Annotated in this window: 23 protein-coding genes and 3 pseudogenes; 18 read left to right on the forward strand and 8 right to left on the reverse strand. The window is 71.2% G+C overall.

Annotated features, from left to right (window positions below; all coding sequences use genetic code 11):
• Nucleotides 1-109: 109 nt before the first annotated feature.
• Nucleotides 110-979 carry a hypothetical protein gene (locus AB0O15_RS20575; protein ID WP_364320583.1) on the reverse strand — a complete coding sequence of 290 codons (870 nt, stop codon included), beginning with the start codon at nt 977-979 and terminating at the stop codon, nt 110-112.
• A gap of 51 nt (nt 980-1,030) precedes the next feature.
• Complete coding sequence (locus AB0O15_RS20580; protein WP_364320585.1) at nt 1,031-1,801, reverse strand: enoyl-CoA hydratase-related protein; 771 nt, start codon at nt 1,799-1,801, stop codon at nt 1,031-1,033.
• Nucleotides 1,802-1,837: 36 nt separating this feature from the next.
• On the opposite strand from AB0O15_RS20580, the gene hemW reads away from it, so the two are divergent.
• Nucleotides 1,838-3,031: a radical SAM family heme chaperone HemW gene (hemW, locus tag AB0O15_RS20585; RefSeq protein ID WP_364320587.1), complete on the forward strand. Its 1,194-nt coding sequence runs from the start codon at nt 1,838-1,840 to the stop codon at nt 3,029-3,031.
• Here hemW and AB0O15_RS20590 read toward each other — a convergent pair.
• Nucleotides 3,024-3,752 (reverse strand): DUF4870 domain-containing protein, encoded by a 729-nt coding sequence (locus AB0O15_RS20590; RefSeq protein ID WP_364320589.1) that lies wholly within the window; start codon nt 3,750-3,752, stop codon nt 3,024-3,026. The genes hemW and AB0O15_RS20590 overlap by 8 nt on opposite strands.
• A gap of 133 nt (nt 3,753-3,885) precedes the next feature.
• On the opposite strand from AB0O15_RS20590, the gene hrcA reads away from it, so the two are divergent.
• Genes hrcA through AB0O15_RS20605 form a run of 3 tightly spaced genes read left to right on the forward strand, consistent with a single transcriptional unit; the run spans nt 3,886 to nt 6,816 of the window.
• On the forward strand, nt 3,886-4,908 hold the full coding sequence (hrcA, locus tag AB0O15_RS20595; protein ID WP_364320591.1) for a heat-inducible transcriptional repressor HrcA: 1,023 nt from the start codon (nt 3,886-3,888) through the stop codon (nt 4,906-4,908).
• 34 nt (nt 4,909-4,942) lie between these two features.
• On the forward strand, nt 4,943-6,082 hold the full coding sequence (gene dnaJ, locus AB0O15_RS20600; protein ID WP_364320593.1) for a molecular chaperone DnaJ: 1,140 nt from the start codon (nt 4,943-4,945) through the stop codon (nt 6,080-6,082).
• Complete coding sequence (locus AB0O15_RS20605) at nt 6,082-6,816, forward strand: 16S rRNA (uracil(1498)-N(3))-methyltransferase (RefSeq protein WP_364320595.1); 735 nt, start codon at nt 6,082-6,084, stop codon at nt 6,814-6,816. Before dnaJ ends, AB0O15_RS20605 begins: the two co-directional genes overlap by 1 nt.
• Before the next feature lie 14 nt (nt 6,817-6,830).
• Here AB0O15_RS20605 and AB0O15_RS20610 read toward each other — a convergent pair whose 3' ends face one another.
• The gene (locus AB0O15_RS20610; protein ID WP_364320597.1) at nt 6,831-7,424 is read right to left on the reverse strand and encodes a hypothetical protein; all 594 of its coding nucleotides are present in this window, start codon (nt 7,422-7,424) and stop codon (nt 6,831-6,833) included.
• 52 nt (nt 7,425-7,476) lie between these two features.
• On the opposite strand from AB0O15_RS20610, the gene AB0O15_RS20615 reads away from it, so the two are divergent.
• Nucleotides 7,477-9,846 (forward strand): glycoside hydrolase family 3 C-terminal domain-containing protein, encoded by a 2,370-nt coding sequence (locus tag AB0O15_RS20615; RefSeq protein WP_364320599.1) that lies wholly within the window; start codon nt 7,477-7,479, stop codon nt 9,844-9,846.
• Nucleotides 9,847-9,920: 74 nt separating this feature from the next.
• On the opposite strand, the gene AB0O15_RS20620 is transcribed toward AB0O15_RS20615, so the two are convergent.
• Nucleotides 9,921-10,679, reverse strand: coding sequence for an SDR family oxidoreductase (locus AB0O15_RS20620; protein WP_364320601.1), 759 nt, complete (start codon nt 10,677-10,679; stop codon nt 9,921-9,923).
• A 328-nt stretch (nt 10,680-11,007) separates the two neighbouring features.
• Between AB0O15_RS20620 and AB0O15_RS20625 the strand changes: the two genes are divergently transcribed.
• The 11 genes and pseudogenes from AB0O15_RS20625 (at nt 11,008) to AB0O15_RS20675 (ending at nt 20,538) form a co-directional block, all read left to right on the forward strand.
• Complete coding sequence (locus AB0O15_RS20625; RefSeq protein ID WP_364320603.1) at nt 11,008-11,358, forward strand: HIT domain-containing protein; 351 nt, start codon at nt 11,008-11,010, stop codon at nt 11,356-11,358.
• Complete coding sequence (locus AB0O15_RS20630; RefSeq protein WP_364320605.1) at nt 11,355-12,740, forward strand: serine hydrolase domain-containing protein; 1,386 nt, start codon at nt 11,355-11,357, stop codon at nt 12,738-12,740. The genes AB0O15_RS20625 and AB0O15_RS20630 overlap by 4 nt, the downstream gene beginning before the upstream one ends.
• Before the next feature lie 95 nt (nt 12,741-12,835).
• Nucleotides 12,836-13,543: pseudogene (locus AB0O15_RS20635) on the forward strand (PhoH family protein); the annotation flags it as partial.
• Between the two features lie 348 nt (nt 13,544-13,891).
• A pseudogene (locus tag AB0O15_RS20640) lies at nt 13,892-14,341 on the forward strand (LAGLIDADG family homing endonuclease); the annotation flags it as partial.
• 279 nt (nt 14,342-14,620) lie between these two features.
• Nucleotides 14,621-14,983 (forward strand): annotated as a pseudogene (locus tag AB0O15_RS20645) (PhoH family protein); the annotation flags it as partial.
• Between the two features lie 23 nt (nt 14,984-15,006).
• Nucleotides 15,007-15,477, forward strand: a complete 471-nt coding sequence (ybeY, locus tag AB0O15_RS20650) for an rRNA maturation RNase YbeY (RefSeq protein ID WP_364320607.1) — start codon at nt 15,007-15,009, stop codon at nt 15,475-15,477.
• Nucleotides 15,478-15,482: 5 nt separating this feature from the next.
• A complete protein-coding gene (locus tag AB0O15_RS20655) occupies nt 15,483-16,805 on the forward strand; it encodes a hemolysin family protein (protein ID WP_364320609.1) in 1,323 nt (440 codons plus the stop codon).
• Complete coding sequence (locus AB0O15_RS20660) at nt 16,798-17,163, forward strand: cytidine deaminase (RefSeq protein ID WP_364320611.1); 366 nt, start codon at nt 16,798-16,800, stop codon at nt 17,161-17,163. The genes AB0O15_RS20655 and AB0O15_RS20660 overlap by 8 nt, the downstream gene beginning before the upstream one ends.
• A gap of 161 nt (nt 17,164-17,324) precedes the next feature.
• On the forward strand, nt 17,325-18,209 hold the full coding sequence (gene era, locus AB0O15_RS20665) for a GTPase Era (RefSeq protein ID WP_364321284.1): 885 nt from the start codon (nt 17,325-17,327) through the stop codon (nt 18,207-18,209).
• A gap of 81 nt (nt 18,210-18,290) precedes the next feature.
• The gene (locus tag AB0O15_RS20670; protein ID WP_364320613.1) at nt 18,291-19,424 is read left to right on the forward strand and encodes an acyltransferase; all 1,134 of its coding nucleotides are present in this window, start codon (nt 18,291-18,293) and stop codon (nt 19,422-19,424) included.
• On the forward strand, nt 19,321-20,538 hold the full coding sequence (locus AB0O15_RS20675; RefSeq protein WP_364321287.1) for an MFS transporter: 1,218 nt from the start codon (nt 19,321-19,323) through the stop codon (nt 20,536-20,538). Before AB0O15_RS20670 ends, AB0O15_RS20675 begins: the two co-directional genes overlap by 104 nt.
• Here AB0O15_RS20675 and AB0O15_RS20680 read toward each other — a convergent pair.
• On the reverse strand, nt 20,507-21,262 hold the full coding sequence (locus AB0O15_RS20680; protein ID WP_364320615.1) for a thioesterase family protein: 756 nt from the start codon (nt 21,260-21,262) through the stop codon (nt 20,507-20,509). The genes AB0O15_RS20675 and AB0O15_RS20680 overlap by 32 nt on opposite strands.
• 7 nt (nt 21,263-21,269) lie before the next feature.
• Nucleotides 21,270-22,157 carry a DUF4097 family beta strand repeat-containing protein gene (locus AB0O15_RS20685; RefSeq protein ID WP_364320617.1) on the reverse strand — a complete coding sequence of 296 codons (888 nt, stop codon included), beginning with the start codon at nt 22,155-22,157 and terminating at the stop codon, nt 21,270-21,272.
• A gap of 98 nt (nt 22,158-22,255) precedes the next feature.
• Here AB0O15_RS20685 and recO point away from each other — a divergent pair, with 98 nt between their 5' ends.
• Both recO and AB0O15_RS20695 read left to right on the forward strand, forming a co-directional pair.
• On the forward strand, nt 22,256-23,041 hold the full coding sequence (gene recO, locus AB0O15_RS20690) for a DNA repair protein RecO (RefSeq protein ID WP_364320619.1): 786 nt from the start codon (nt 22,256-22,258) through the stop codon (nt 23,039-23,041).
• A complete protein-coding gene (locus AB0O15_RS20695; protein WP_364320621.1) occupies nt 22,981-23,820 on the forward strand; it encodes an isoprenyl transferase in 840 nt (279 codons plus the stop codon). The genes recO and AB0O15_RS20695 overlap by 61 nt, the downstream gene beginning before the upstream one ends.
• Here the strand turns inward: AB0O15_RS20695 and AB0O15_RS20700 are convergent.
• Complete coding sequence (locus tag AB0O15_RS20700) at nt 23,817-24,980, reverse strand: tetratricopeptide repeat protein (protein WP_364320623.1); 1,164 nt, start codon at nt 24,978-24,980, stop codon at nt 23,817-23,819. The genes AB0O15_RS20695 and AB0O15_RS20700 overlap by 4 nt on opposite strands.
• Nucleotides 24,981-24,982 lie beyond the last annotated feature (2 nt).

A 24,982-nucleotide genomic window follows, 5' to 3' on the forward strand; every position in this document is an offset into this window, starting at 1 on the left:
CTAGTACCAGCCGCGGTCGCTATCTGTCCATGGCGGTGTATACGCAGCGCTATGACCTGCGAACCCGGTCGACATCACGGAGAGCAATGTGAATGTGTTGGCTCTCTGTTCAGCTGAAGACTTCGACGACCACATGAGCATTGCCGGCCTTGCGATCGTCGGTTACCGGCTGCCACTTGCCGGTAGGGGCATGCCACTCCAGGTCAGCGAAACGTACTCGTTCGAGACCGGTGTCCCGGGCGTGCGAGACGAGCCAGTGCGCGTACCGCCAACCGGTGTCGATGTTGCTGATGGCGAGGGTCAGGCCGGTCGGCTGGGTCACCGGCTGGCCCAGCCCGCGGCCCCAGTCCAGCTTCAGCCCGGCGGTCACCTTGCGGATCGCGGTCTGGCCGCGCATCGCCGGCTCGCCGGTGATCGTGCAGGCGACCGCGCCGGTGGCCTTGCCGGTCAGGGCCTTGGCCAGCACCTCGGCCTCCTCGGCCCACTTCTGGTACGCCTCCGGGTAGGCCGACTTCTGCACCCGCTGGGCCGCGTCGGTGACCCGCATGTTCTGCCAACCCTTGACCCGCTTGAGCGAGGAGTAGAACTTCTTCGACGAGTAGCGCGGGTCGACGAGCTGGTCCGGCTTGCCCCAGCCCTGGCTGGGACGCTGCTGGAAGAGGCCGAGCGAGTCACGATCGCCGTGTTCCAGGTTCTCCAGCTTGGACTCCTGGAGCGCGGTGGCGAGCGCGACCACGATCGCCCGCTCGGGCATCTTCCGGATGACGCCGACCGCGGTGATGGTCGCGGCGTTGGCCATCTGGACGGTGTCGAGGGCGACCTCGCCGCCGTCGGCGGAGACCACGCAGGCCGGTCCGATGCGCGGCAGGTTGATCGACTTGATCGAGCTGCCCATCGAGTTGACCACGGCGATCACCCCGGCCACGGCGGCGATGCCGAGCACCAGCAGCACCGCGACCGGCTTCTTGCTCACCCACACCCCTCTCGCTGACGGACGCCAAGCGTAGACAACGAGCGCATCAGGAGATGGTCACTGCGGGATCCACGCGGCCGGCCGCTTCTCGCGGTACGCCGCCACGCCCTCGCGACCCTCCTCGGACTTGAAGTATCCGGCCGACCTGGCGGCCAGGTCGGCGAGATCGGCGCGGACGGACTCGGCCGGCGTACGCCGCAGAATCTGCTTGGTCCCGGCCAGCGCGAGCGGACCGCCGCGGACCAGCGAGTCGCAGTAGCGGGCCACGGTGTCGTCCAGCTCGTCGGCCGGCACCGCCGCCGTGACCAGGCCGATCTCGGCCGCGCGGGCCCCGTCGAAGGTGTCGCCGGTGAGGTAGAGCTCGGCCGCGGCGCGAGGGGCCAGCCGGGGCAGCACGGTGGCGCTGATCACGGCCGGGATCACCCCGAGACGCACCTCGGTGAAGGCGAACGTCGCGTCCCGCGTACACACCGCGATGTCCGCCGCCGCGATCAGGCCGAGCCCGCCGGCCCGAGCCGGACCACCGACCCGCGCGACGACCGGCTTGGGGAACTCCCAGATGGCCGCGAGCAGATCGGACATCATCTCGGCCGGCAGCCGACCGCGGCCGGAGGTGACCTGCTGGGTCTCCTTCAGGTCGGCGCCGGCGCAGAAGACCGGGCCGGTGTGGGTGAGCACCACGGCGCGGGCGGAGGCGTCGGTGAGCACGGTCGCCAGCGCGTCGAGCAGCTCGGACATCAGCGTGCTGGACAGCGCGTTGCGGTTGGCCGGGCTGTCCAGGGTCAGCGTGGTGATCCCGGCGGACGTCGAGGTGTGGACCAGCTCCATGCGGAGACCCTATCGGCGGCGGTGCACACTTGACGGATGCCTGGTCCGCTGCCCGAGGGTGAGCCCGTCCCCGCCGACGGGTCGCTGCCCGACGATGTCGCCGCCGGAGCCGGACAAAACGGATTCGGGGTCTATGTCCACGTGCCGTTCTGCGCCAGCCGCTGCGGCTACTGCGACTTCAACACGTACACCTCGACCGAGGCGAGCCAGGAGGGTTACCTGGACGCGGTGCTGGCCGAGTTCCGCCTGGCCGGCAAGGTGGTCAGCCCCCGGCGGGTGGACACCGTGTTCGTCGGCGGCGGCACGCCCACCCTGCTCGACCCCGGCGACCTGGCCCGGGTGCTCGACGCGATCGACGCCACCTGGGGACTCGCGCCGGGCGCCGAGATCACCACCGAGGCCAACCCCGAGTCGGTCACCCCCGGCTCGCTGCGGGCGCTGCGCCGGGCCGGCTTCACGCGCATCTCGCTGGGCATGCAGTCGGCCTCACCACACGTGCTGGCCGTGCTCGACCGCCGGCACACCGCCGGGCGCGCGCCCGAGGCCGCGACCGAGGCCCGCGAGGCCGGGTTCGAGCACGTCAACCTCGACCTGATCTACGGCACGCCGGGGGAGACCGCGGACGACTTCGCCCGGTCGCTCGACACGGTGGTCGCGGCCGGCGTCGACCATGTCAGCGCGTACGCCCTGATCGTCGAGGACGGCACCCGGCTGGCCGCCCGGATGCGCCGCGGCGACCTGCCCTACCCCGACGACGACGTGGCCGCCGACCGCTACCTGGCCGCCGACCAGCGGCTCGCCGCGGCCGGTCTGACCTGGTACGAGGTGTCCAACTGGGCGTCCGGCCCGGCCGCCCGCTGCGCCCACAACATGCTCTACTGGACCGGTGGCGACTGGTGGGGCGCCGGCCCGGGCGCACACAGCCACGTCGGCGGCGTCCGGTGGTGGAACGTCAAACACCCGTCCGCGTACGCCCGGAAGCTCGCCGACGGCGACTCGCCCGGACACGGCCGGGAGATCCTCACCGCCTCGGACCAGCGCATGGAAGATGTGATGCTGCGCGTGCGGCTGCGCGACGGCATGCCGCTGGCCGGGCTCGACCCGTCGGTGACCGCGCGGTTCCTCGGCGACGGCCTGCTCGACGCGGCGGCCTACGGCGCCGGCCGGCTCGAACTCACCCTTCGCGGGCGGCTCCTGGCCGACGCCGTGGTACGCGACCTCGTTACTTGACCATCCGGAACGTGGCCGGGTAGTGGTAGAGCTGACCCTCGTTCGCCTTCATGCCCGCGATGATCGAGAACACGATGACGACCACCCAGGTGATCATCGGCAGGAAGAACAGGATGCCCACCGTGCACGCCGCCAGGATCGAGGCGACGATCGTGGCGATGCCCCAGGTGATCTGGAAGTTCAGCGCCTCGACCGAGTGCGCGCGGACGGTCGGCGACTCGTTGCCCTTGGCCAACATCGCCACCAGCGGCGCGATGAAGCCGACGAGGATGCCACCGAAATGGGCGACGAGGGCCCAGGTCTTCTCGTCATTGTTGGCATAGCCGACCGGGGCGGGACCGGCGCCGGCCGCGCCGTAGCCGGGCTGCCCGTAACCACCGGGCTGGCCGTAGGCCCCGGGCTGGCCGTAGCCGGGATCGGGCGGGGGCGCGCCGTAGCCCCCCGCGCCCGAGCCGGGCGGCGGGCCGTAGCCACCGGCGCCGGAGGACGGCGGCGGACCGTACCCACCCGCCCCTGAGCTGGGCGGCGGGCCGTATCCACCGGCGCCGGAGGACGGTGGCGGGGAGCCGTAGGTCGGCGGCTGCGGCGAGCCGTACGTCGGCGGCGTCGGAGGCGGAGGCGGGGCCGATCCGGAGGTCGGCTCGTTACCCGGATATGGGTTGAGCGGCGTCGTCGGGTCGTACGGATTTCCGTCACCCGGCGGACGAGGCGGTTCAGTCATGGCTGACACGGTAGGACCGCAGCTCAACGTAGTCGAGACCAACCGCCGTGGGTGCGATCATCGCGCGGCGGCGAGTGGCGACGTAGACTGGCACTCGCCGATCAGGAGTGCCAACGAGCGGGGGAGGGGTCAGATGAGTCTCGATGACCGCAAACTCGACGTCCTCCGCGCCATCGTCGAAGACTATGTCGCCACCCAGGAACCGGTCGGCAGCAAGGCCCTGGTCGAGCGTCACCAGCTCGGCGTCTCCCCGGCCACCGTGCGAAACGACATGGCGGTGCTCGAGGAAGAGGGCTACATCCGGCAGCCGCACACCAGCGCCGGCCGGGTGCCGACCGACGCCGGCTACCGCCTCTTCGTCGACCGGCTGTCCCGGATCAAGGCGCTCAGCCCGGCCGAGCGGCGGGCCATCGAGCGTTTCCTGGCCAACCCGGTCGACCTCGACGACGTCGTGCACCGCACGGTGCGGCTGCTGGCCCAGCTCACCCGCCAGGTGGCCGTGGTGCAGTACCCGAGCCTGGCGCGCTCCTCCGTACGCCATCTCGAGCTTGTCCCGATCTCCACCACCCGCGTCATGCTGGTGATGATCGCCGACACCGGCCGCGTCGAGCAGCGCCTGGTCGAGATGCCCGGCCCGATCGCCGCCGACGACGTCACCGAGCTGCGGCGCAAGGTCAACGAGAAACTCGCCGGGCAGCGGCTCGCCGACACGCCGCCGCTCGTGCAGGCGCTGGTCGACGACTGTGCGCCGGAACGCCGTAGCACGATGGCCTGCCTGGCCACCGTGCTGCTCGAGACACTGGTCGAGCGCTCCGAGGAACGTCTGATGCTGGCCGGTACGGCCAACCTGACGCGCGGCGGCATGCTTGACTTCCAGGGTTCGCTCCGGCCCGTGCTGGAGGCGCTCGAGGAGGAGGTCATCCTGCTCAAGCTGATCGGCGAGGTCGAGCCCAGCACCACCCGGGTCCGGATCGGCGACGAGAACGAGATCGACAACCTGCGGTCGGCCTCGGTGGTGAGCACCGGGTACGGCCCGGGCGGCACCATCATCGGTGGGCTCGGTGTGCTCGGGCCGACCCGCATGGACTACCCCGGCAACATCGCCACCGTGCGTGCAGTGGCAAGGTACCTTGGCGACTTGCTGGCCCAGAATTGATGGATCTGCGCGAACATTGAGGACTCCAAAGCCCGTGGCGAAGGACTACTACGGAATTCTCGGCATCGGCCGGGATGCCACCGATGACGAGATCAAGCGCGCCTACCGCAAGCTGGCTCGCCAGTACCACCCGGATGTGAACCCGGACCCGGAGGCGCACGAGAAGTTCAAGGACATCAACGCCGCCTACGAGGTCCTCTCCGACGACCAGAAGCGGCAGATCGTCGACCTCGGCGGTGACCCCTTGGCGCCCGGGGGCGGTGGCGCCGGCCCGGGTGGGCCCGGGGCCGGACCGTTCGTCGGTTTCCAGGACATCATGGATGCCTTCTTCGGCACCGCCGCCGGTGGCGCGTCGCGGGGCCCGCGGCCGCGTACCCGTCCCGGGGCCGACGCGATCCTCCGCCTCGAGCTGGAACTGCAGGAGACCGCGTTCGGGGTCGAGGCGCCGATCACGGTCGACACCGCCGTGCTGTGCACCCAGTGCTCCGGCGCCGGCACCGCGCCCGGCACCCACCTGGCCACCTGCGAGACGTGCGCCGGCCGGGGCGAGGTGCAGAGCGTTCAGCGCACCTTCCTCGGGCAGGTCGTGTCGTCCCGCCCCTGCCAGGTCTGCCAGGGTCACGGCACGGTCATCCCGTCGCCGTGCCCGACGTGCGCGGGCGACGGGCGTATCCGTACCCGCCGCAGCCTGACGGTCAAGATCCCCGCCGGGGTCGAGGACGGCATGCGGATCCGCCTGGCCCAGCAGGGCGAGGTCGGTCCCGGCGGCGGCACGGCCGGCGACCTGTACGTGGAGATCCACGAGCGGCCGCACGACGTCTACAGCCGCAAGGGCGACGACCTGCACTGCCGGGTCACCCTCCCGATGACCGCGGCCGCGCTCGGCACCCGCCTGACCATCAAGACGCTCGACAGCGAAGAGTCCATCGAGGTCAAGCAGGGCACCCAGCCCGCCAGCACGCTCCGCATCCGCGGCAAGGGCGTCCCCCACCTGCGCGGCCAGGGCCGCGGCGACCTGTTCGTGCACCTCGACGTGAAGACGCCGACCAAGCTGACCTCCGACCAGGAGCGGATGCTGCGCGACTTCGCCAAGACCCGCGGCGAAGACGTGGCCGAGCTCAGCAAACAGGGCGGCTTCTTCTCCCGGATGCGGGACGCCTTCAACGGCCACTGATGTCGGCGTCCCTGTTCCTCGTCGCCGAGCTGCCGACGGGTCCTTCCTTCACGCTCGACGGCCCTGAAGGCCACCACGCGGCGGACGTCCAGCGCGTCCGCCCCGGCGCGCCCGTCACCCTGTCCGACGGCCGCGGCGGTTCCATCGCCGCCACGGTCACCTCCGTGGCCAAGGGCAGCGTCGTCCTCCACCTGTCCCCGCCGACCTTCGTCCCCGCCCCCACCCCGTCGCTCACCGTCATCCAGGGCATCCCCAAGGGCGACCGCGGCGAACTGGCCGTCCAGGCGATGACCGAGGTCGGCGTCGACGAGATCATCCCCTGGTCCGCCTCCCGCTGCGTCACCCAGTGGCGCGGCGACCGAGGCGCGAAGGCCCAGGCCAAGTGGGCGGCGACGGCGCGCGAGGCGGCCAAGCAGTCCCGCCGGCCGTGGCTGCCGGTCGTCTCCGGGGCGCCAGATCTGGGAACGTCGCAGGTCGCCGCCCGCTTGTCGGCCGCGGCGGCGGCGTTTGTGCTGCATGAGGACGCGACGTCGCCGCTCACCGCGGCTGAGCTGCCGTCTGAGGGGGAGATCGCGCTGGTGGTGGGGCCGGAGGGCGGCATCACCGACGCTGAGATCGACGCGTTCGTGGCCGCGGGGGCGGTGCCGGTGCGGTTGGGCGAGGCGGTGCTGCGGACCAGCACGGCCGGGGTCGCGGCGATCTCGGTGCTGTCGGCGCGGATGGGGCGCTGGTAGGCGAGCGGGATCGACTACGGGTTGGGGCTTCGGCTTTCGGGCATCCGGGCCCAGGCCGCGGCGCCGCGGGGGGAGAGCCGGTAGCCGACGGGGAGGCTCTCGGTCAGGCCTAGTTCTTTCAGGCGGCGTACGTCGCGCTTGAAGGTCAGCATGTCCGGATAGCCGAGGTCGGACCACAGGTCACCGGCCCGTGTCCCGGGATGGGTGGCTATCACGGCCAGCACCCGCCTCGTCCATGGGCCGCGCGCGCCGGTGGTGTCCATCCGGTCGAGCCGCGTGATCAGGGTCGCCCACTCGTCGTCGGGGAGGTCCGCCGTCTCCCGCAGGGCCACGCGGGGGTCGTCGCCGGCGTACGCCACCTCGATCCGGTAGACGTCGCCCGCCTTCTGGGGCAGGTCGGCCAGGGCTGACCGGGCGTTCGGGTAGCCGGCCGCCCGGGCGTCGGCGGCGGAGATCCGCTTGATCACCGAGACGGCGCGCACCTCGACGACGCCGATCATGGTGCGCAGCCGGCTGCCGGCGCGGACCCGGGCGCGCTCCCAGCGCCGGAAGACCACCGACACCCGTCCGTCGCGGATCCGGTCCAGCGCGTCCTGCCGAAACAGCATTGTCCCAGCCTGCAACCCGCCGCCCCGGCGATCAAGATGAAATGATCGAGGCGTGGATGAATTGATCAGTGAGCTGTCCCTCGAGGAAAAAGTGTCGTTGCTCGGAGGGCAGGACTTCTGGTCGCTGCCGGAGATAGCGCGGATCGGGTTGCGGTCGCTGGTGATGTCGGACGGGCCGGTGGGGGTCCGGGGCACGGGGTGGGCGCCCGAGGATCCGTCGGTGGCGCTGCCCAGCCCGACCGCGCTGGCCGCCACCTGGGACCCGGAGCTGGTCGAGCGGGCCGGGCGCCTGCTCGGGCAGGAGTCCCGGCGCAAGGGGGTGCATCTGCTGCTCGCGCCGACCGTGAACCTGCACCGGACGCCGCTCAACGGCCGGCACTTCGAGTGTTTCTCGGAAGATCCGCTGCTCACGGGCGAGATCGCCGCGGCCTTCGTGACGGGCGTGCAGTCGCTCGGGGTGGGCACGACGGTCAAGCATCTGGTCGGCAACGACTTCGAGACCGAGCGGATGACCGTGGACGTGCGGATCTCCGAGCGGGCGCTGCGTGAGGTCTATCTGCCGCCGTTCGAGCGGGTGGTGCGCGCGGGTGGCTGGGGTGTGATGTCGGCCTACAACGGCGTCAACGGGTCGCCGATGTCGTCGCACGCGGAGCTTCAGCAGCGCGTACTCAAGGACGAATGGGGTTTTGACGGGATCGTCGTGTCGGACTGGCGGGCGGCCCGGGACACGGTGGGTGCGGCGCTGGGCGGGCTCGACATCGCCATGCCGGCCATGCAGAACCCGTGGGGCGAGGCGTTGGTCGAGGCGGTGCGCGCCGGGCTGGTTCCCGAGGAAGAGATCGATGCCAAGGTACGCCGGGTGCTTCGTCTCGCCGCCCGCGTCGGTGCGCTGGGCCCGCCGCCCTCGGGTGAATGGCCGGAGCTCGACGGGTCGGCGGTCGCGCACGAGGTGGCGGCCCGGTCGTTCGTGCTGGTGCGGAACGAGGACTTCACGTTGCCGCTGGAGCCGGCCGCGCTGACCCGGGTCGCGGTGATCGGGGCGCTGGCCCTGGACGCCCGGGTGCTCGGTGGCGGCAGCGCCACGGTGACCCCGCCGCATGTGATCTCGCCGCTGGAAGGCATCGGGCGGTCGCTGTCGGGTGTGGACGTGGCGTACGCCACCGGCGCCGACCCGCGGCCCTTCCTGCCGCCGGCACGTGGTCCGGAATGGACGGGGCTGCGGGTCGACCTGGCCGGGAAGTACGACTTCGCGGTGGGTGAGGCGGCGCTGCGCTGGATCGGGGACCTGCCGGGGCGGCTCGACCCGGCGGACGTCGACGGGCTCACCATCGCCGGCACGTTCACCCCGGCCGTGGACGGCGAGCACGTGTTCGCGGTATCGGGCTTCGGCACCTTTGTTCTCACGGTGGGTGAGCGCGAGGTTTATCGGGGCGCGCTTCATGCCGAGGGTACGGAGCGTGGCGAGCTGCTGCTGTCACCGCGGGAACATCGGGCCGCCGTGACGCTGGCGGCCGGCGTACCCGTCGAAGTGATCTTGACCCAGATCATTCCGGCCGGGATGGCGCACACCGTCTCGACCACGCTCGGGCACCGGCCGCCCGGCCCGGACGCGGCCGAGATGATCACCGAGGCGGCGGCGCTGGCGGCCGGCTCGGACGTCGCGATCGTCGTGGTGGGCACCACCGAGCAGGTCGAGTCGGAGGGCTTCGACCGCACCTCGCTGGCCCTGCCCGGCACCCAGGACGAGCTGGTCCGGCGGGTGGCGGCGGCCAATCCGCGCACGGTCGTGGTGGTCAACGCGGGCGCGCCGGTGCTGCTGCCGTGGGCCGATGACGTGGCCGCGGTCGTGCTGACCTGGTTCCCGGGGCAGGAGGCGGGCGCGGCGCTGGCCGACGTGCTGCTCGGCGTGCTCGAGCCGGGCGGCCGCCTGCCGACGACCTGGCCGCGCCGCGCCGAGGACTGCCCGGTCCTCGACGTCACCCCGCAGGGCGGGGTCGTGTCCTATGACGAAGGCGTCTTCGTCGGTTACCGAGCGTGGCAACGGGCCTCGCGGGAGCCGCACTACGCGTTCGGGCACGGGCTCGGCTACACCACGTGGAGTTACGAGGCGCTGCGCGTCGTCGACGGCACGGCGGAGATCACCGTGACCAACACCGGCGCGCGGGAGGGGCGCGAGGTCATCCAGGTGTACGTGCGCCCGGCCGCACCGGACGACGAACGCCCGGCGGAATGGCTGGCCGGCTTCGCGACGGTGACCGCCCACCCGGACGAGAGCGTGACCGCCCGCGTCGACCTGCCCGAGCGCACGTTCCAGACCTGGGCGGACGGCGGCTGGCACACGGTCGCGGGCGACTACGAGATCGTCGCCGCGCATGCCCTCGACGACCCGCGCCTGGTCGTCTCCCTCACCGTCGGGGCGTGAGCCGGCGCAGGCGAAACAAGCAGCCGTCCTCGGGCTGAACAAGCCGCCGGCCTCCGGCAGGGGAGCAGCCGGCCTCAGGTGCGCAGGTAGGACGCGCCGTTCATGTCGATGATCGCGCCGGAGGCCCACACGGCCTCCGGCGAGGCGAGCCAGTGCACGGCGGCGGCCACCTCGTCGGGCTGGGCGACCCGGCCGAACGGGCTCTGCGACCGGATCGCGGCGCCCCGCTCGGCCTTGAGGTGCTCGTTGGTCATGTCGGTCTCGATGAAGCCGGGCGCCACCGTGCCCACCGCGATGCCGAGGTGGGCCAGGGCCACGGCCAGGGACTGGCCCATCGAGTTCATGGCCGCCTTCGACGCGCCGTAGGCCGGCTGCTCCGGCTCACCCCGGAACGCCCCGCGCGACGACACGTTGATGATCCGGCCGCCCCCGGCCCGCATGTGCTGCACGGCCGCCCAGCAGGCGTTGGCCGCCCCGAACAGGTTCACGTCGAAGGTGCGCCGCCACATCTCCCGCCACTCGTCGTAGCCGGCCTCGAGAACCGGCACGGCCGGCGGCGACCCGAAGATTCCAGCATTGTTGACCAGCACGTCCAGCCCACCCAGGCCGTCCGCGGCGGCGTCCACCATCGCCCGCACGGCCTCCGGCTCGGCCATGTCGGCCTGCACGATCACGTGCCCGTCGCCCGGCAGTTCCGAAACCAGCTGCTCGGCCTGGGCGCGGGTGGCCCGGTGATGCACCGCCACCCGATCGCCGCCCGCCGCGAACCGCTGAGCGATCGCCCGCCCCAAACCCCGCGAAGACCCGGTCACCAGGACCGCTCGTGATGTCATTCCGGGAGCTTAGGGCCTGAGCGACGCCGTTGATCTTGAGATTGCCACCGCCGCACCGCCGCCGCCCCCGCCCTTGTGGGTGGGCAGGAATGTAGCCGACGCGTGGGACGATTTTCGGCGTTGTCCACAGGCGCGGCGACCAAAGCGAGAGTGACCACGCACGCAGAATGAAGGGTGGGCGGCTCTGTTCTGGCCGGTCACGGCCTTGGAGCCGCGCGCCCGGCCTCGGCGGGAGCGACGGTCTGAACCACCCACCCGGCTACGACATGAAGTTCTTGATCTTGATTTTGGGCGGGGTCGGCCAACCGATCCCGATTACGATCTCCCGGTGGACAACTGCCTGTTCTGCCGGATTGTCGCGGGGGAGATCCCGGCCACGGTCGTGCACGAGACCGGGACGACGCTCGCTTTCCGGGACATCGACCCCAAGGCGCCCGTGCACGTGCTGGTGATCCCCAAGGCTCACCACGCCGACGTGGCCGCGCTCGCCGCCGCCGACCCCGCGCTCGCCGCCGACGTGCTGGCCGCGGCGGGGGCGGTGGCCGACGCCGAGGGAGTGCGCGGCGACGGGTTCCGGTTGATCTTCAATTCCGGGGGGTACGCGGGGCAGGAAGTGTTCCACGCGCACGGTCACGTTCTCGGCGGTACGCCGCTCGGGCCCATGCTGAGCATCGCGTGACCGCGGCCGAGAACCGCTACGAGCGGGAGGCCCGCAAGGTCCAGGCCGCGGCGCGCGTGCCCGCCCTGTCGGTCGCCGTGCACCGGGCCGACCGCGGCCTCTGGACCTGCACCGTCGGCGAGTCCGGCGACCCGGCCCGGCCGCTGGACGCCGGCTCCCGGTTCCGGATCGGCTCGGTGACCAAGACCTTCACCGCGGTGCTGATCATGCAGGCCCGCGACGACGGGCTGCTCGACCTGGACGACCCGGTCGGCAAGCACCTCGACCTGCCCGCGCACGGCGACGCCACGATCCGCCGGCTGCTCTCGCACACCGCCGGCTTCCAGCGTGAGCCGCACGGCGACGTGTGGGACATGCTCGAGATGCCGTCCGCCGACCGGATGATCGCCGAGATCGAGCGGGCCGAGCGGGTGCTGCCCAACGCGCGCCGCTACCACTACTCCAACCTCGCGCTGGGCGTGCTCGGGCAGATGGTCGCCCGGCTGCGCGGCGGCAGCTGGTTCGAGGTGCTCAGCGACCGGGTGCTGACGCCGCTCGGGCTGGCCTCGACCAGCTACCACCCGACCGAGGACGCCGTGGTCGGCTGGCTGGTCGACGCCTACTCGGACGCCGCCCGCCCGGAACCGGTCACCGACATGGCCGGCGCGGCGCCCGCGGCCCAGCTCTGGAGCACCGCCGCCGACATGGCGACGTGGGCCGCGTTCCTGGCCGACCCGCAGATCGTCGACCCGGACGGCAAGGTGCTCGCGGCGGCCACGGTCGACGAGATGCGCTGGCCGCTGACCACCACCGACGAGCAGCTCTGGGTCTACGGCTTCGGGCTGGGGCTGATCCTCCAGCCGGCCGGCAAGCGGATCCTGCACGTCGGCCACGACGGCGCCATGCCCGGGTTCCTCTCCGCCGTCTACGGCCGGCGGGGTGGCGACGGCAACCCGGGGGCGCTCGGCTGTGCCGTGCTCGCGTCGTCCGGCACCGCCATGGAGATCGCCGAGCTGCCGCACGACCTGCTGCGCCTGGCCACCGAGCTCGACCCGGCCGAGATCAAGCCGTGGCGGATCGGCGAGCCCGCCCCGGAGCGCTACCAGCCGGTGCTCGGCCGGTGGTGGGGCGAGGGCTTCCCGTACGAGTTCTCCTGGCACGACGGCACCCTGCAGGCGCGCGCCGGTGACGCGCCGGCCGACCGCCCGCCGGCCGTGTTCGAGCCGTCGCCCGACGACCCCGACGTGCTGCGGACGGTGTCCGGACGGGAGGCCGGCGAACTGCTCCGGATCACCCGGGACGAACACGGTGTGATCGTCCGGATGCACTGGGCGACCTATCGCTTCACCCGCGTCCAGGAAGCCTTCGACGGGCTCCCGGTCAGCCACGGCGAGCACCCGTAATGGTGTCGGCGGCACGGGCGCGGAACGGATACGATGGGGCGGTCCTTACGGCGCAAGACAGGAAGCAGGTGGCGTAGGTCCTCGGGGCCGCCCCTATGACCAGCACCGACCACACGTCGAGCGCGTCCGGCGCGGCGCGGGTGCAGACCAAGATCTCGGTCGCCGACCCGAAGATCATGGTGAACCTGCTCGGCGCCAAGGACGAGATCCTGCGCCTGATCGAGCGCACCCTCGCCAGCGATGTCCACGTCCGCGGCAACGAGATCACGGTGACCGGCTCGCCGGCCGACAACGCGACCGCGGAGCGTCTTTTCTCGGAGCTCATCGAGCTGATCGAGAAGGGTGAGACGCTGACCGTCGACGCGGTCCGGCGGACCGCCACGATGCTCGAGCAGAACACGTCCGAGCGCCCGGCCGAGGTGCTGACGCTCAACATCCTCTCCCGGCGCGGGCGCACCATCCGCCCCAAGACGCTGGGCCAGAAGCGCTACGTCGACGCCATCGACGAGAACACCATCGTCTTCGGCATCGGCCCCGCCGGCACCGGCAAGACCTACCTCGCCATGGCCAAGGCCGTGCAGGCGCTCCAGGCCAAGGCGGTCAACCGCATCATCCTGACCCGGCCGGCGGTCGAGGCGGGCGAGCGGCTGGGCTTCCTGCCCGGCACGCTGAACGAGAAGATCGACCCTTACCTGCGGCCGCTGTACGACGCGCTGCACGACATGCTCGACCCCGAGTCGATCCCGCGCCTGATGCAGAACGGCACGATCGAGGTCGCCCCCTTGGCCTACATGCGTGGCCGGGCGCAGCCGCTCGCGGCGAAGGTGCTGACCCCGGACGGCTGGCGCGCGATCGGCGATCTGGCGGCCGGTGACCTGGTCACCGGCTCCGACGGCCTGCCCACACCGGTGCTCGGTGTCTACCCGCAGGGGCGCAAGCAGGTCTACCGGGTCACCACGCAGGACGGTGCCTCGACGATCGCCTGTGGCGAACACCTCTGGACGGTGCGTACGCCGGACGACCGGAGCCACGGCCGTCCGTCCCGCACGCTCGAGACCCAGGAGATGATCGGCAACCTGCGCCGCGGACACGTCCACCGGTACGAGTTGCCATTGGTCGAGCCGGTTGAGTTCGTCGGGCAGGACGTGCCGATGGACCCGTACGCGCTCGGGCTCCTGCTCGGCGACGGCTGCCTGACCACCGCCACCACGCCGTCGTTCACCACCGCCGACCCCGAGCTGGCCGGGGCGCTGGACGCCGCGCTGCCGGGCGTCGAGCTGACCCGCAAGAACGAGGTCGACTACATCCTTCGCCGAGCGGGCGGTGGGGGCCGGGGCGGTGTGATCACGGCGAATCCGGTCACCGCGATCCTGCGTCAGCTCGACCTCGCCGGCACCAGGTCGAACACGAAGTTCGTCCCCGAGGTCTACAAGTTCAACCGCGCCGCGGTACGACTCGCGTTGCTCCAAGGACTGTTCGACAGTGACGGCGGTCCGGTGACCCAGCGCGGTCGCGCCTGCCGGGTGCAGTACTCCACGTCCTCCGAGCAGCTTCGCGACGACGTGCTCTTCCTGGTGCGGTCGCTCGGTGGTGTCGCCTACGTCCGGCGGCGTGCCGCGCTGGGGCGCCGGCCCGGTCTCGCCCGTGGCCGTGACGTGCACCACCGGCACGACGCGTTCGTGATGGACATCCGGCTGCCGGCCGGCCTCGAGCCGTTCCGGCTGGAGCGCAAGCAGGCGCACTACAACGCCACCGGCGGCGGTCGTCCGATGCGGTTCATTCACGAGATCGAGCCGCTGGGCGAGGAGGAGACGGTCTGCATCCAGGTGGCGGCGCCAGACTCGCTGTACGTCACCGACGATCTGATCGTCACCCACAACACTCTCAACGACGCGTTCATCATTCTGGATGAGGCTCAGAACACGACGCCCGAGCAGATGAAGATGTTTCTGACCCGGCTCGGGTTCGGGGCGAAGATCGTGGTCACCGGTGACGTCACGCAGGTCGACCTGCCGGGCGGCACGTCCAGTGGGCTGCGGGTGGTGCGAGAGATCCTGCGCAACGTCGACGATGTGCACTTCGCCGAGTTGTCCAGCTCCGATGTGGTGCGACACCGGCTGGTGGCCGAGATCGTCGACGCCTACCAGCGCTTCGACGAGGCGCAGGAGCAAGAGAGCGCACAGCAAGTCCGGGCCGTTCCGGGCCGGGCCGCCGGGGGCGGCCGCGCCGGGCGGCGACGCTAGTTCAGGGGATGAGAAGCACCACTATGTCCATCGAGATCGCCAACGAGTCGGGAGTCGAGGTCGACACCGACGCGATCCTGGCGGTGGCCCGCCACGCCCTGGACGAGATGGGTGTGAACCCGCTCGCCGAGCTGTCCATCCTGCTTGTCGACATCGACTACATGACCGAGCTCAACCATCGCTGGATGGGTAGCGACGGTCCGACCGATGTGCTCGCCTTCCCGATGGACGAGGGCAGCGTCGACCACGGGCCGGGTGAGGCCGGCGCCGGTGAGCCGGCGCTGCTCGGCGACATCGTGCTGGCCCCCGAGGTGGCGGCCAAGCAGGCGGTCGCCGCTGAGCACACGCCGGCCGACGAGCTCCATCTGCTCACCGTGCACGGGGTGCTTCATCTGCTCGGCTACGACCACGCCGAGCCCGAGGAGGAACGCGAGATGTTCGCGTTGCAGGCCAGGCTGCTCCAAAGCTGGCGGTCCGCTCGCCAGGCCGGCTGATTCCGATGGACGGCGGACTACCCGACCTGCAACTGCTGATCTACGCGGTGGTGCTGGTCTTCCTGGCCGGGCTGGCCTCGATGACCGATGCGGCGCTGGCCACCGTGTCGCCGGCCCGCGCGGCCGAGATGGCCCGGGAGGGGCAGCGTGGCGCGGCGGCGCTGGCCGCGGTGGCCGGTGACGTGGTGCGCCACCTCAATCTGCTGCTCCTGCTGCGGCTGCTGTGCGAGCTGACCGCGACCACGCTGGTGGCGCTGGTCTGTGTGGACACGTACGGCGCCGGCTGGCGGGCCGCGCTGGTGACCGCGGGCGCGATGACGGTGGTGTCGTTCGTTGTGGTCGGCGTGGCGCCGCGGACGCTGGGGCGGCAGCACGCGTACGCGGTGGGCAGGGCCGCGGCGCCGCTGGTGCGCTGGATCGGCCGGGTGTTCAACCCGCTGGCCTCGCTGCTGATCCTGATCGGTAACGCGGTGACGCCGGGCAAGGGCTTCCCGGAGGGGCCGTTCGGCAGTCAGGTCGAGCTGCGGGAGCTGGTCGACCTGGCCGAGCAGCGCGGTGTGGTCGAGCACGGCGAGCGCGAGATGATCCACTCGGTGTTCGCGCTGGGTGACACGATCGTCCGCGAGGTGATGGTGCCCCGCACCGAGATGGTGTGGATCGAGAGTGGCAAGACCTTGCAACAGGCGCTCTACCTGTTCCTGCGGTCGGGTTTCTCGCGGATCCCGGTGATCGGCGAGAGCGTCGACGACGTGCTCGGCGTGCTTTATCTCAAGGACGTGGTGCGGCGTACGCAGAACGGCGACCCGGCGGCGTCCGAGGCGGCGGTGGCCGAGCTGATGCGGGCGGCGACGTTCGTGCCCGAGTCCAAGCCGGTCGACGATCTGCTCTCCGAGATGCAGGCGGCCCGCAACCACCTGGTGATCGTCGTGGACGAGTACGGTGGGACGGCCGGCCTGGTGACGATCGAGGACATCCTCGAGGAGATCGTCGGCGAGATCACCGATGAGTACGATGTCGAGCGCCCGCCGGTGGAGACGCTGGACGACGGCGCGGTGCGGGTGACCGCGCGGCTGCCGATCGAAGACCTCGGTGAGATCTTCGGGGTGGAACTGCCCGCCGACGACGTCGAGACGGTCGGTGGCCTGCTCGCGCAGGCGCTGGGCCGGGTGCCGATACCGGGCGCCGAGGTGAACGTGAACGGCCTGCACCTGACCGCCGAGGGCACCACCGGGCGTCGTAACCGGATCGACTCGGTGCTGGTCAACCGGGCTGTGCCGGAAGGCGCGGCCGACGAAGAGACCGAGGAGAGGCAACACGCTGATGCCTGAGGCAGTCATCCCGCCCGCGACCGCGGACCTGACCGCGGAGGACCAGAAGCTGGTCACCCTGGCGCGCGGCTCACGCGCGCGGGTGGGCGCTGAAGAGGGTGCGGCGGTACGCGACCAGGACGGCCGCACGTATGCGGCGGCGAGCGTGGCCCTGCCGAGCCTCGCGGTGACCGCGTTGCAGCTGGCGGTGGCCTCGGCGGCCGCCGCGGGCGCGACGAAGCTGGAGGCGGCGGCGGTGGTGACCGAGGCGGCGACGCTGGACGAGCTGGGCCGGGCCGCGGTGCGTGACCTGTCGGCCGACGCGCCGATCCACGTGGCCGGTCCGGGCGGGTCCTTGCTGGGAACGGTCACCACGTGACCGACGAGCGTGGCACCACGGGCTCCAGCGGGGCCAAGAAGGGCAGCGTGCGCAAGCCCCGGCACCGCAAGGCGGGCAGCACCGAGGCAAGCGGCTCGGCCGCCGGGCGTACCCATCGGGGTAAGCAGCACCAGCACAAGGCGGTGGCGCGGCAGGAAGCCGTGGCCGACGTCTATCGCGCGGGTTTCGCGTGTTTTGTCGGGCGGCCGAACGCCGGCAAGTCGACGCTGACCAACGCGATCATCGGGCAGAAGATCGCGATCACGTCGAGCAAGCCGCAGACCACCCGGCATGTGATCCGGGGCATCCTGCATCGGCCCGACTCACAGCTCGTGCTGGTCGACACGCCCGGCCTGCACCGGCCGCGCACGCTGCTCGGCGAGCGGCTGAACGACCTGGTCAAAGAGACGTGGAGCGAGGTCGACGTGATCGGCGTCTGCCTGCCGGCGGACGAGCCGATCGGGCGTGGCGACCGGTTCATCTCGGCCGAGATCGCCGAGCTCAAGGCCGTGGTGATCGCCGTGGTGACCAAGGTCGACCTGGTCGATCAGCAGACCCTGGCCCAACATCTGCTAGCGGTGAGCGAGTTGTACGACTTCGCGCAGATCGTGCCGGTGAGCGCGGTGTCCGGGCACCAGGTCGAGACGCTGGTCGACGTGATCGTGGGGCATCTGCCCGAATCGCCGCAGCTGTACCCGGACGACATGCTGACCGACGAGCCCGAGCAGGTGCTGATCGCCGAGCTGATCCGCGAGGCGGCGTTGGAGGGTGTGCGCGACGAGCTGCCGCACTCGATCGCGGTTCTGGTCGAGGAGATGCAGGAGGAGGGCAACCTGGTCCGGATCTTCGCCGACCTCTATGTCGAGCGGGACAGCCAGAAGTCGATCGTGATCGGCACGCGCGGGGCGCGGCTGAAGGACGTGGGCACCCGGGCCCGGCTCGAGATCGAGACGCTGCTCGGCCGCCGGGTGTATCTCGATCTGCACGTGCGGGTGGCCAAGGAGTGGCAACGTGACCCGAAGCAGCTGCGTAAGCTCGGTTTCTGATTAACCCAGCTGTATGTCGGGATTGTGGGTCTTCTCACGCCCGTTTGTAGCCGCCGCGAAGTTTGGGTAGGGCTTAGTTCCGTGCGCAACCGCTACCTGGATCTGCTCCGTGCCGCGGCTGTCGTCCGGGTGGTCGTCTACCACGTCACCGGATTGCCGGCGTTGACCGTTCTGTTCCCGGCGATGCCGATCATGTTCGCGCTCGGCGGCTCGATGATGGCCGCCTCGCTCGACCGGATGGGTCCGTTCGCCGTCGAGAAGCGGCTGCGCCGGCTGTTGCCCTCGGTCTGGGTGCTGTCCGCGATCGCCGTCCCGGCCATGATGATCGACGGGCTGGCCTGGGACTGGAAGCTGCTGATGTGGTTCTTCCCGCTGGAGGACCCGCCGGCCGGTGGCACGTGGCTCGAGGCCCTGAGCGCCATGTGGTACCTGCGTGACTTCCTGTGGTTCGTGCTGCTCTCGCCCATCCTGCTGCCGCTGTACCGGAAGTTCCCGCTGGTCACGATCGCGACGCCGTACGCCGCGCTGATCGTCACCCAGCTGCTCGGGCTGACCGTGCATCCGCCGCTCCTGCGCGACCTGGCTCTCTACGGCGGCGCGTGGCTGATCGGCTTCGCCCACCACGACGGCAAGCTGCGGGACCGCCGGCTGCTGTGGGTGGCCGCGGCGGCTGCGGCGGCCGCGGCGGTGTGGGTGGTCACCCATCCAGGGCCGCGGGGGTACGACCTGAACGACATCCCGCTGGGCAACGGGCTGTGGTCGCTGGCGCTGATCCTGGTCCTGCTGCGCTTCTCGCCGTCGATCCCGGCGTGGCGCCCGGTGACCGTGCTGAACGCGCGGGCGCTGACGATCTACCTGTGGCACGTGCCGATCATCGTGGCGATGACCCACGCCGGTGAGGCGGCGGGCTGGCCGGTGCGCGGCTGGACCGGCGACGCCTGGCGGATGGCCGTGGTGCTGTCGCTGCTGGGTCTGGCCACGCTGGCCTTCGGCTGGGTGGAAGATCTGGCCGCCGGGCGGCGCGTGACGCTGGTGCCCGCGGATGTCGTACTCAAGGGTCAGGATGAACGGCATGACGTCCACGGCCGCCCAGGTCCGTCGCACGTACTACGTGCTCGGGTTCGGCAACACTCTCGCCGCGTCGCTCATCTGGGGCGTCAATACGATCTTCCTGCTCGACGCCGGGTTGAACAACTTCGAGGCGTTCGCCGCTAACGCGTTCTTCACCGCCGGGATGGTGCTGTTCGAGGTGCCGACCGGCATCGTCGCCGACTCGTGGGGGCGCCGGGCGTCCTATCTGCTCGGCACGATCACGCTGGCCGTCACGACCGGGCTCTACCTGTGGTTGTGGGTGATCGAGGGACCGTTCTGGGCCTGGGCGGTCTCGTCGGTGCTGCTCGGGCTGGGCTTCACCTTCTTCTCCGGCGCGACCGAAGCCTGGCTGGTCGACGCGTTGCGGGCCACCGGCTATCAGGGCGAACTCGACTCGGTGTTCGCCCGGGCCCAGGTGTTCATGGGCGGGGGAATGCTGCTCGGCGCGGGCGGCGGCGGTTACCTCGCGCAGTGGCTGGGGCTGGGTGCGCCGTACGTCGCGCGGGCCGCGGTGCTCGTGGTGGTGTTCGTGGTGGCGGCGGTGCTGATGCGCGACCTGGGGTTCACGCCCGATCGGAGTCAGGGCTTCGCCACCGAGGTACGCCGCATCGCCGGCGACTCGGCCCGGTACGGCCTGCGGGCGCGTCCGGTCCGGTGGCTGATGATCGCCTCGGTCTGCACCGGGGGCATCGGCATCTACGTCGGGTACGCGCTCCAGCCCCACCTGCTCAACCTGTGGGGCGACGACACCGCGTACGGCGTCGCCGGTCTCGGCGCCGCGGTGATGGCCGCCGCCCAGATCGGCGGTGGCCTGCTCGGCCCGCGGCTGCGCCCGCTGTTCCACCGCCGCACCGGGATGATCCTGGCCATGTCGGTGGTCGGCGTGATCGTGGTGGCGCTGTTCGCGGTGATCCAGGTGTTCTGGGTCGCGCTGCTGCTGATCGTGGTCTGGGCGCTGTCCAGCGCGGCCCTGATGCCGGTGCGTCAGGCGTACCTGAACGGGATGATCCCCTCCCGGCAGCGGGCCACCCTGCTCTCCTTCGACTCGCTGATGTCCTCGACCGGCGGGGCGATCGCGCAGCCCGGCCTGGGCCGCTCGGCCGACGTGTGGGGCTACCCGGCCTCGTTCGGCATCTCCGCCGTGATCTCGGCGCTCGCGCTGCCGTTCATCTGGCTGTCCCGGCGCTCACGCGACCGGGCCGACTTCACCGCTTCCGAACCAGCAGCGGTTGGGTGACCTGCGCGATCCGTCCGTTCTGGTCGAACAGGTCGCCGGTGCACAGGCCGATGCCGTCCTCGGTGACGTCCGACCGCGCGGCCAGCCGCACCCACTCGCCGGCCGGCGGGCGCAGGAACGTGGTCGCCATGCCGGGCGGGATGCTCAGCCACTCGTGCAGGTCGAAGTTGGTCGAGAGGCCGTTTGCGGCGTCGGCCACGATCAGCGTGCGGGCCACGCCGGTCAGGTCCACGCCGGCGATCAGCGGGTGGTTGACCCGGGTCCACACGTCGCCGCGGCCCTCGGCCGAGAGGACCCGCCCGCCCAGGCCGCGCCAGTCGGTCGCCCGGCCGTACCCGAAGAAGTCCATGCTGTCGTCGGTGGTCGCCGGGATCGCCGGTTGTGCCTCACCGGGTGTGACCACGGACGGCTTCGGGCCGGTCGCGATGTGCCAGCCCCGGGCCACCACCGCGACCTTGTCGTCGATCACCATCCGGGCCTCGACCAGCGAGGTCAGCCGGCCCGGCTTGATCGGCGTCACCTCGACCGCGAGCGGTCGGCGGGGGATCGGGCCGAGGAAGTCGACGGAGAGCCGGGTCAGCCGTTGTCCGTCACCGGGCGCCATGGCGTGCGCGAGCAGGGCCGCCGGTGGGCCGCCGTGCTGCATGCGCGGGTCCCAGGGGCTCTCGGTGAAGTCGGTCGGCTCGTAGCGGTCGTCACCCAGCGGGAGATAGAACGCGGTCATGCACAGATCATGACGTCCGACCGGGTGTGGGCGCCTCCGGGGCGTCGGGAACCAGCGGAATCACGTGCGTGCTGCCGTCGTCCGAGGGCAGGGAGGTGAGCGTCACGTCGCCGCTGTCGGCCGACATCACCAGCTTGAACTTGGCGTTCTGGTCGTTGACCAGGCCGGGGCCCTCGATCTGCTCCTCACCGGACGAGGCGCGGGTGACGATCGAGTAGGTGCCGGCCGGCACCCGGGCCATCACGTTGCCGCTGTCGGCCGTGGCGGTCACCGACATCGCCTGGACGGCCTCGACGTCCACGTCGCCGGAGTCGGCCCGCAGGTTGACCGGCCCGCCGGCGATCTTGATGGCGCGTACGTTGCCGGAGTCGACCGAGGCCGTGACCTTGCCGGTGACGTCGCTGATGGCGACGTCGCCCGAGTCGGCCTTGACCGCCACGTCGCCCTTGACCTCGCTGACCATGAGGTTGCCCGAGTCGAGGGTCAGGTCGACCGCGGCCACCCCGGTCAGGCCGACGTCGCCCGAGCCCAGCGAGCCGCGCACCTTGACGCCCACGGGCGCGGTGATGTCGTACGACACCCGGCAGTTGACCCCGCACTTGGTGTCGATGGTCAGGGTCGAACCCTCCAGGTGGTACGACGCGCCCGGGTCGGAGTTGCGGTGCACGATGCGGTTGATCTGGGTCTCGGTGACCGACGGCTTGGTGCGGATCAGCACGTCGCCGCTGTCGCCGGTGACCACGATGTCGGTGACCTTGGCCTTCTCGACGTCGTTGAAGGTCAGCTGGGCGCCGACCCCGCCGCAACCGGTGAGGGCGGTGGCGGCCACCGCCGCGATCAGAGTGGCGGCCCCGGCGCGGCGAAATCCGGGGTGGCGGGACAGAGTCGACGTCATGTCACAGACGCTATGACGGGCCGGATCGGGGACGCCATCAGTTTCATCACCCACCTGACCCTGATACGGCGTCAGGGTTGTCGTACCGGGCGGGCACAATGTTCACCGTGCCCGCCGGATATCGACGCCATCTCTACCGCGACGACGCGGTGGTCCTGCGTGTGCAGAAACTCGGCGAGAGCGACCGGATCATCACGCTGCTGACCCGCCGTCACGGCCGGTTGCGGGCGGTGGCCCGAGGAGTACGCCGCACGATGTCGCGCTTCGGGGCCCGGCTCGAGCCGTTCGGCCACGTCGACCTGCAACTGGCCGGGTCGCCCGAGGGCGTCGGCACCAGCACGCTCCAATCGGTGAGCCAGGTCGAGGCGGTCGCGCTGTACGGCAAGGAGTTCCTGGTCGACTACCCGCGCTACACCGCGGCCAGTGCCATCGCCGAGACGGCCGAGCGGCTCACCCCGATCGAGCGCGAGCCGTCGCTGCGCCTGTTCCAGCTGACCCTGGGGGCGCTCAAGGCCCTGGCCGCCCGCGAACACGCCGGTCCCCTGGTGCTCGACGCCTACCTCCTGCGGGCGATGGCCACGGCCGGCTGGGCGCCCGCGCTGATCGGGTGCGCGGTGTGCGGCCAGCCCGGGCCGCACGGCGCGTTCTCCGTCCCGGCCGGCGGCTCGGTCTGCCCCGACTGCCGCCCGCCCGGCGCCGCCCATCCGGCGCCCGCCACCATCGGCCTGATGGCCGCCCTGACCGCCGGCGACTGGCCGGTCGCCGACGCCACCGAGCCGCCGGTCCGCCGCGAGTGCAGCGGGCTGGTGGCGGCACATCTGCAATGGCACATGGAGCGCGCGATGCGCTCGTTGCCGCTGGTCGATCGACGGGAGAGTCCGTGAGCCCACGTCCGCCCACCCCGCACATCTCCGGGGTCACACCCCCGGCGATCCCGCGCGAGGCGCTGCCCAAGCACGTCGCCGTCGTGATGGACGGCAACGGTCGCTGGGCCAAGGAGCGTGGGCTGTCCCGCACCAAGGGGCATGAGCAGGGCGAACACTCGCTGTTCGACGCCATCGAGGGCGCCGTCGAGCTGGGCATTCCCTATCTTTCGGCGTACGCGTTCTCGACCGAGAACTGGAAGCGGTCGCCCGACGAGGTCCGGTTCCTGATGGGCTTCAACCGTGACGTCATCCGGCGCCGCCGCGACCAGCTCGTCGACCTGGGCGTGCGGGTGGTCTGGTCGGGCCGGCGCGGCCGGTTGTGGAAGAGCGTGATCAGCGAGCTCGAGACGGCCGAGGAGATGTCGCGCGGCAACTCCACGCTGACCCTGCAGTTCTGCGTCAACTACGGCGGGCAGGCCGAGATCGCCGACGCGACCGCCGCGATCGCCCGCGACGTGGCGGCCGGCAAGCTCAAGGCCGACAAGATCACCGAGAAGACGATCGCCAAGTACCTCTACCACCCCGAGGTGCCCGACGTTGACCTCTTCCTGCGTCCGTCGGGCGAGCAACGCACGTCGAACTTCCTGCTCTGGCAGTCCGCGTACGCCGAGATGGTCTTCCTCGACACCCTCTGGCCCGACTTCGACCGCCGCCACCTCTGGTATGCGTGCGAGATCTTCGCCAGCCGCGACCGACGCTTCGGTGGGGCCCTGCCCAACCCGGTGGCGCCCGGTTAATTCTTGCGGCGGGTTCGCCATTTGGTTTCGAGGCCGTGCAGGTAGCGGTTCTCGAGGTCGGTGTGGTCGAGGGCCCGCAGCAGGAACCGCATGTGCCCGCTGATCTCCAGGGCCCGCCGCCGCGACGGGCAGGTCTCGACCAGCTCGGTGGCGTAGCGGTCGGCCTCGGTCAGCTCGTCCCGCAGAACCAGGTCGCTCCACCGGATCACCGCCGACCAGATGTTGAAGATCCGGGCCCGGCGCTCGACGTCGAGCAGGTTCACCGCCTCTTCCGACCACTGCTGGGCCCGGGCCGGCTGGCCCGCGTGGGCGGCCAGCAGGGCCAGGTAGAACGGCGTGGTGATGGTGTTCGGCTCCAGGTCGTGCGCCTTCTGGTGGGCCTTCCGCGCGCCGTCGAAGTCTTCCTGGTCGCGGCGCAGCAGGCCGACACAGTTCCAGTTCGCGGCGTTGCGCGGCGCCGCTGAAAGGGCCCGCTCGGCGTGCTCGTCGGCCCGCGCCGGGTCGGTGTGCCGGAACAGCCAGGCCAGCCCGCGCTCGCTGTGCTCCGGGTCGTGCCCGTCGGCCATGGCGGTGGTCAGCTCGGTCAGGGCCTCGTCGTCCCGGCCCAGGTTGGTCAGCGCGCGGCCCAGGCGGTAGCGGACCCGGGCGTTCTTCGGCTGGATCTGCAACGCCCGGCGGAGGAACTCGACGGCCTTGTCGTACTGGCCCTCGTGGTAGGCCTCCTCGCCCTGGTTGAACAGGTACGACATCTCGACCATGGTGTTCATCCGCTGGTCGAGCTCCTGGATCTGGGCCTGGAGGCGGGCGCTGAGCTGGCGTACCTGCTCGGTCTGCACCTCGGTCATGTCGACCGCGGTCCGGGCCCGTCCCAGCAGCGAGTTCGCCTCCTCGGAGAGGTCCTCGGCCGCCTTGATGGCCCGGTTCGTGTTGGACGTCACGTCCTGGGCGATCGCCTTCTGCTGGTCGAGCTCGCGCCGGGCGTCGGCGCCGGTTCGCCGGATCGATCGCAGCTCCCGGACGCCGAAGAAGCCGGCGCCCACGAACAGCACGGTCAAGATCGCCATCAGCAGCGCGAAGCCGCCCAGGACCACCCCCGACCAGGTGACAACGAGTTCGGCGATCTCCGCCAGATCATCGGTGGAGGGTGCGGCAATCGGCATGG

The organism is Actinoplanes sp. NPDC089786, from assembly GCF_040684855.1.
GTDB lineage: Bacteria > Actinomycetota > Actinomycetes > Mycobacteriales > Micromonosporaceae > Actinoplanes.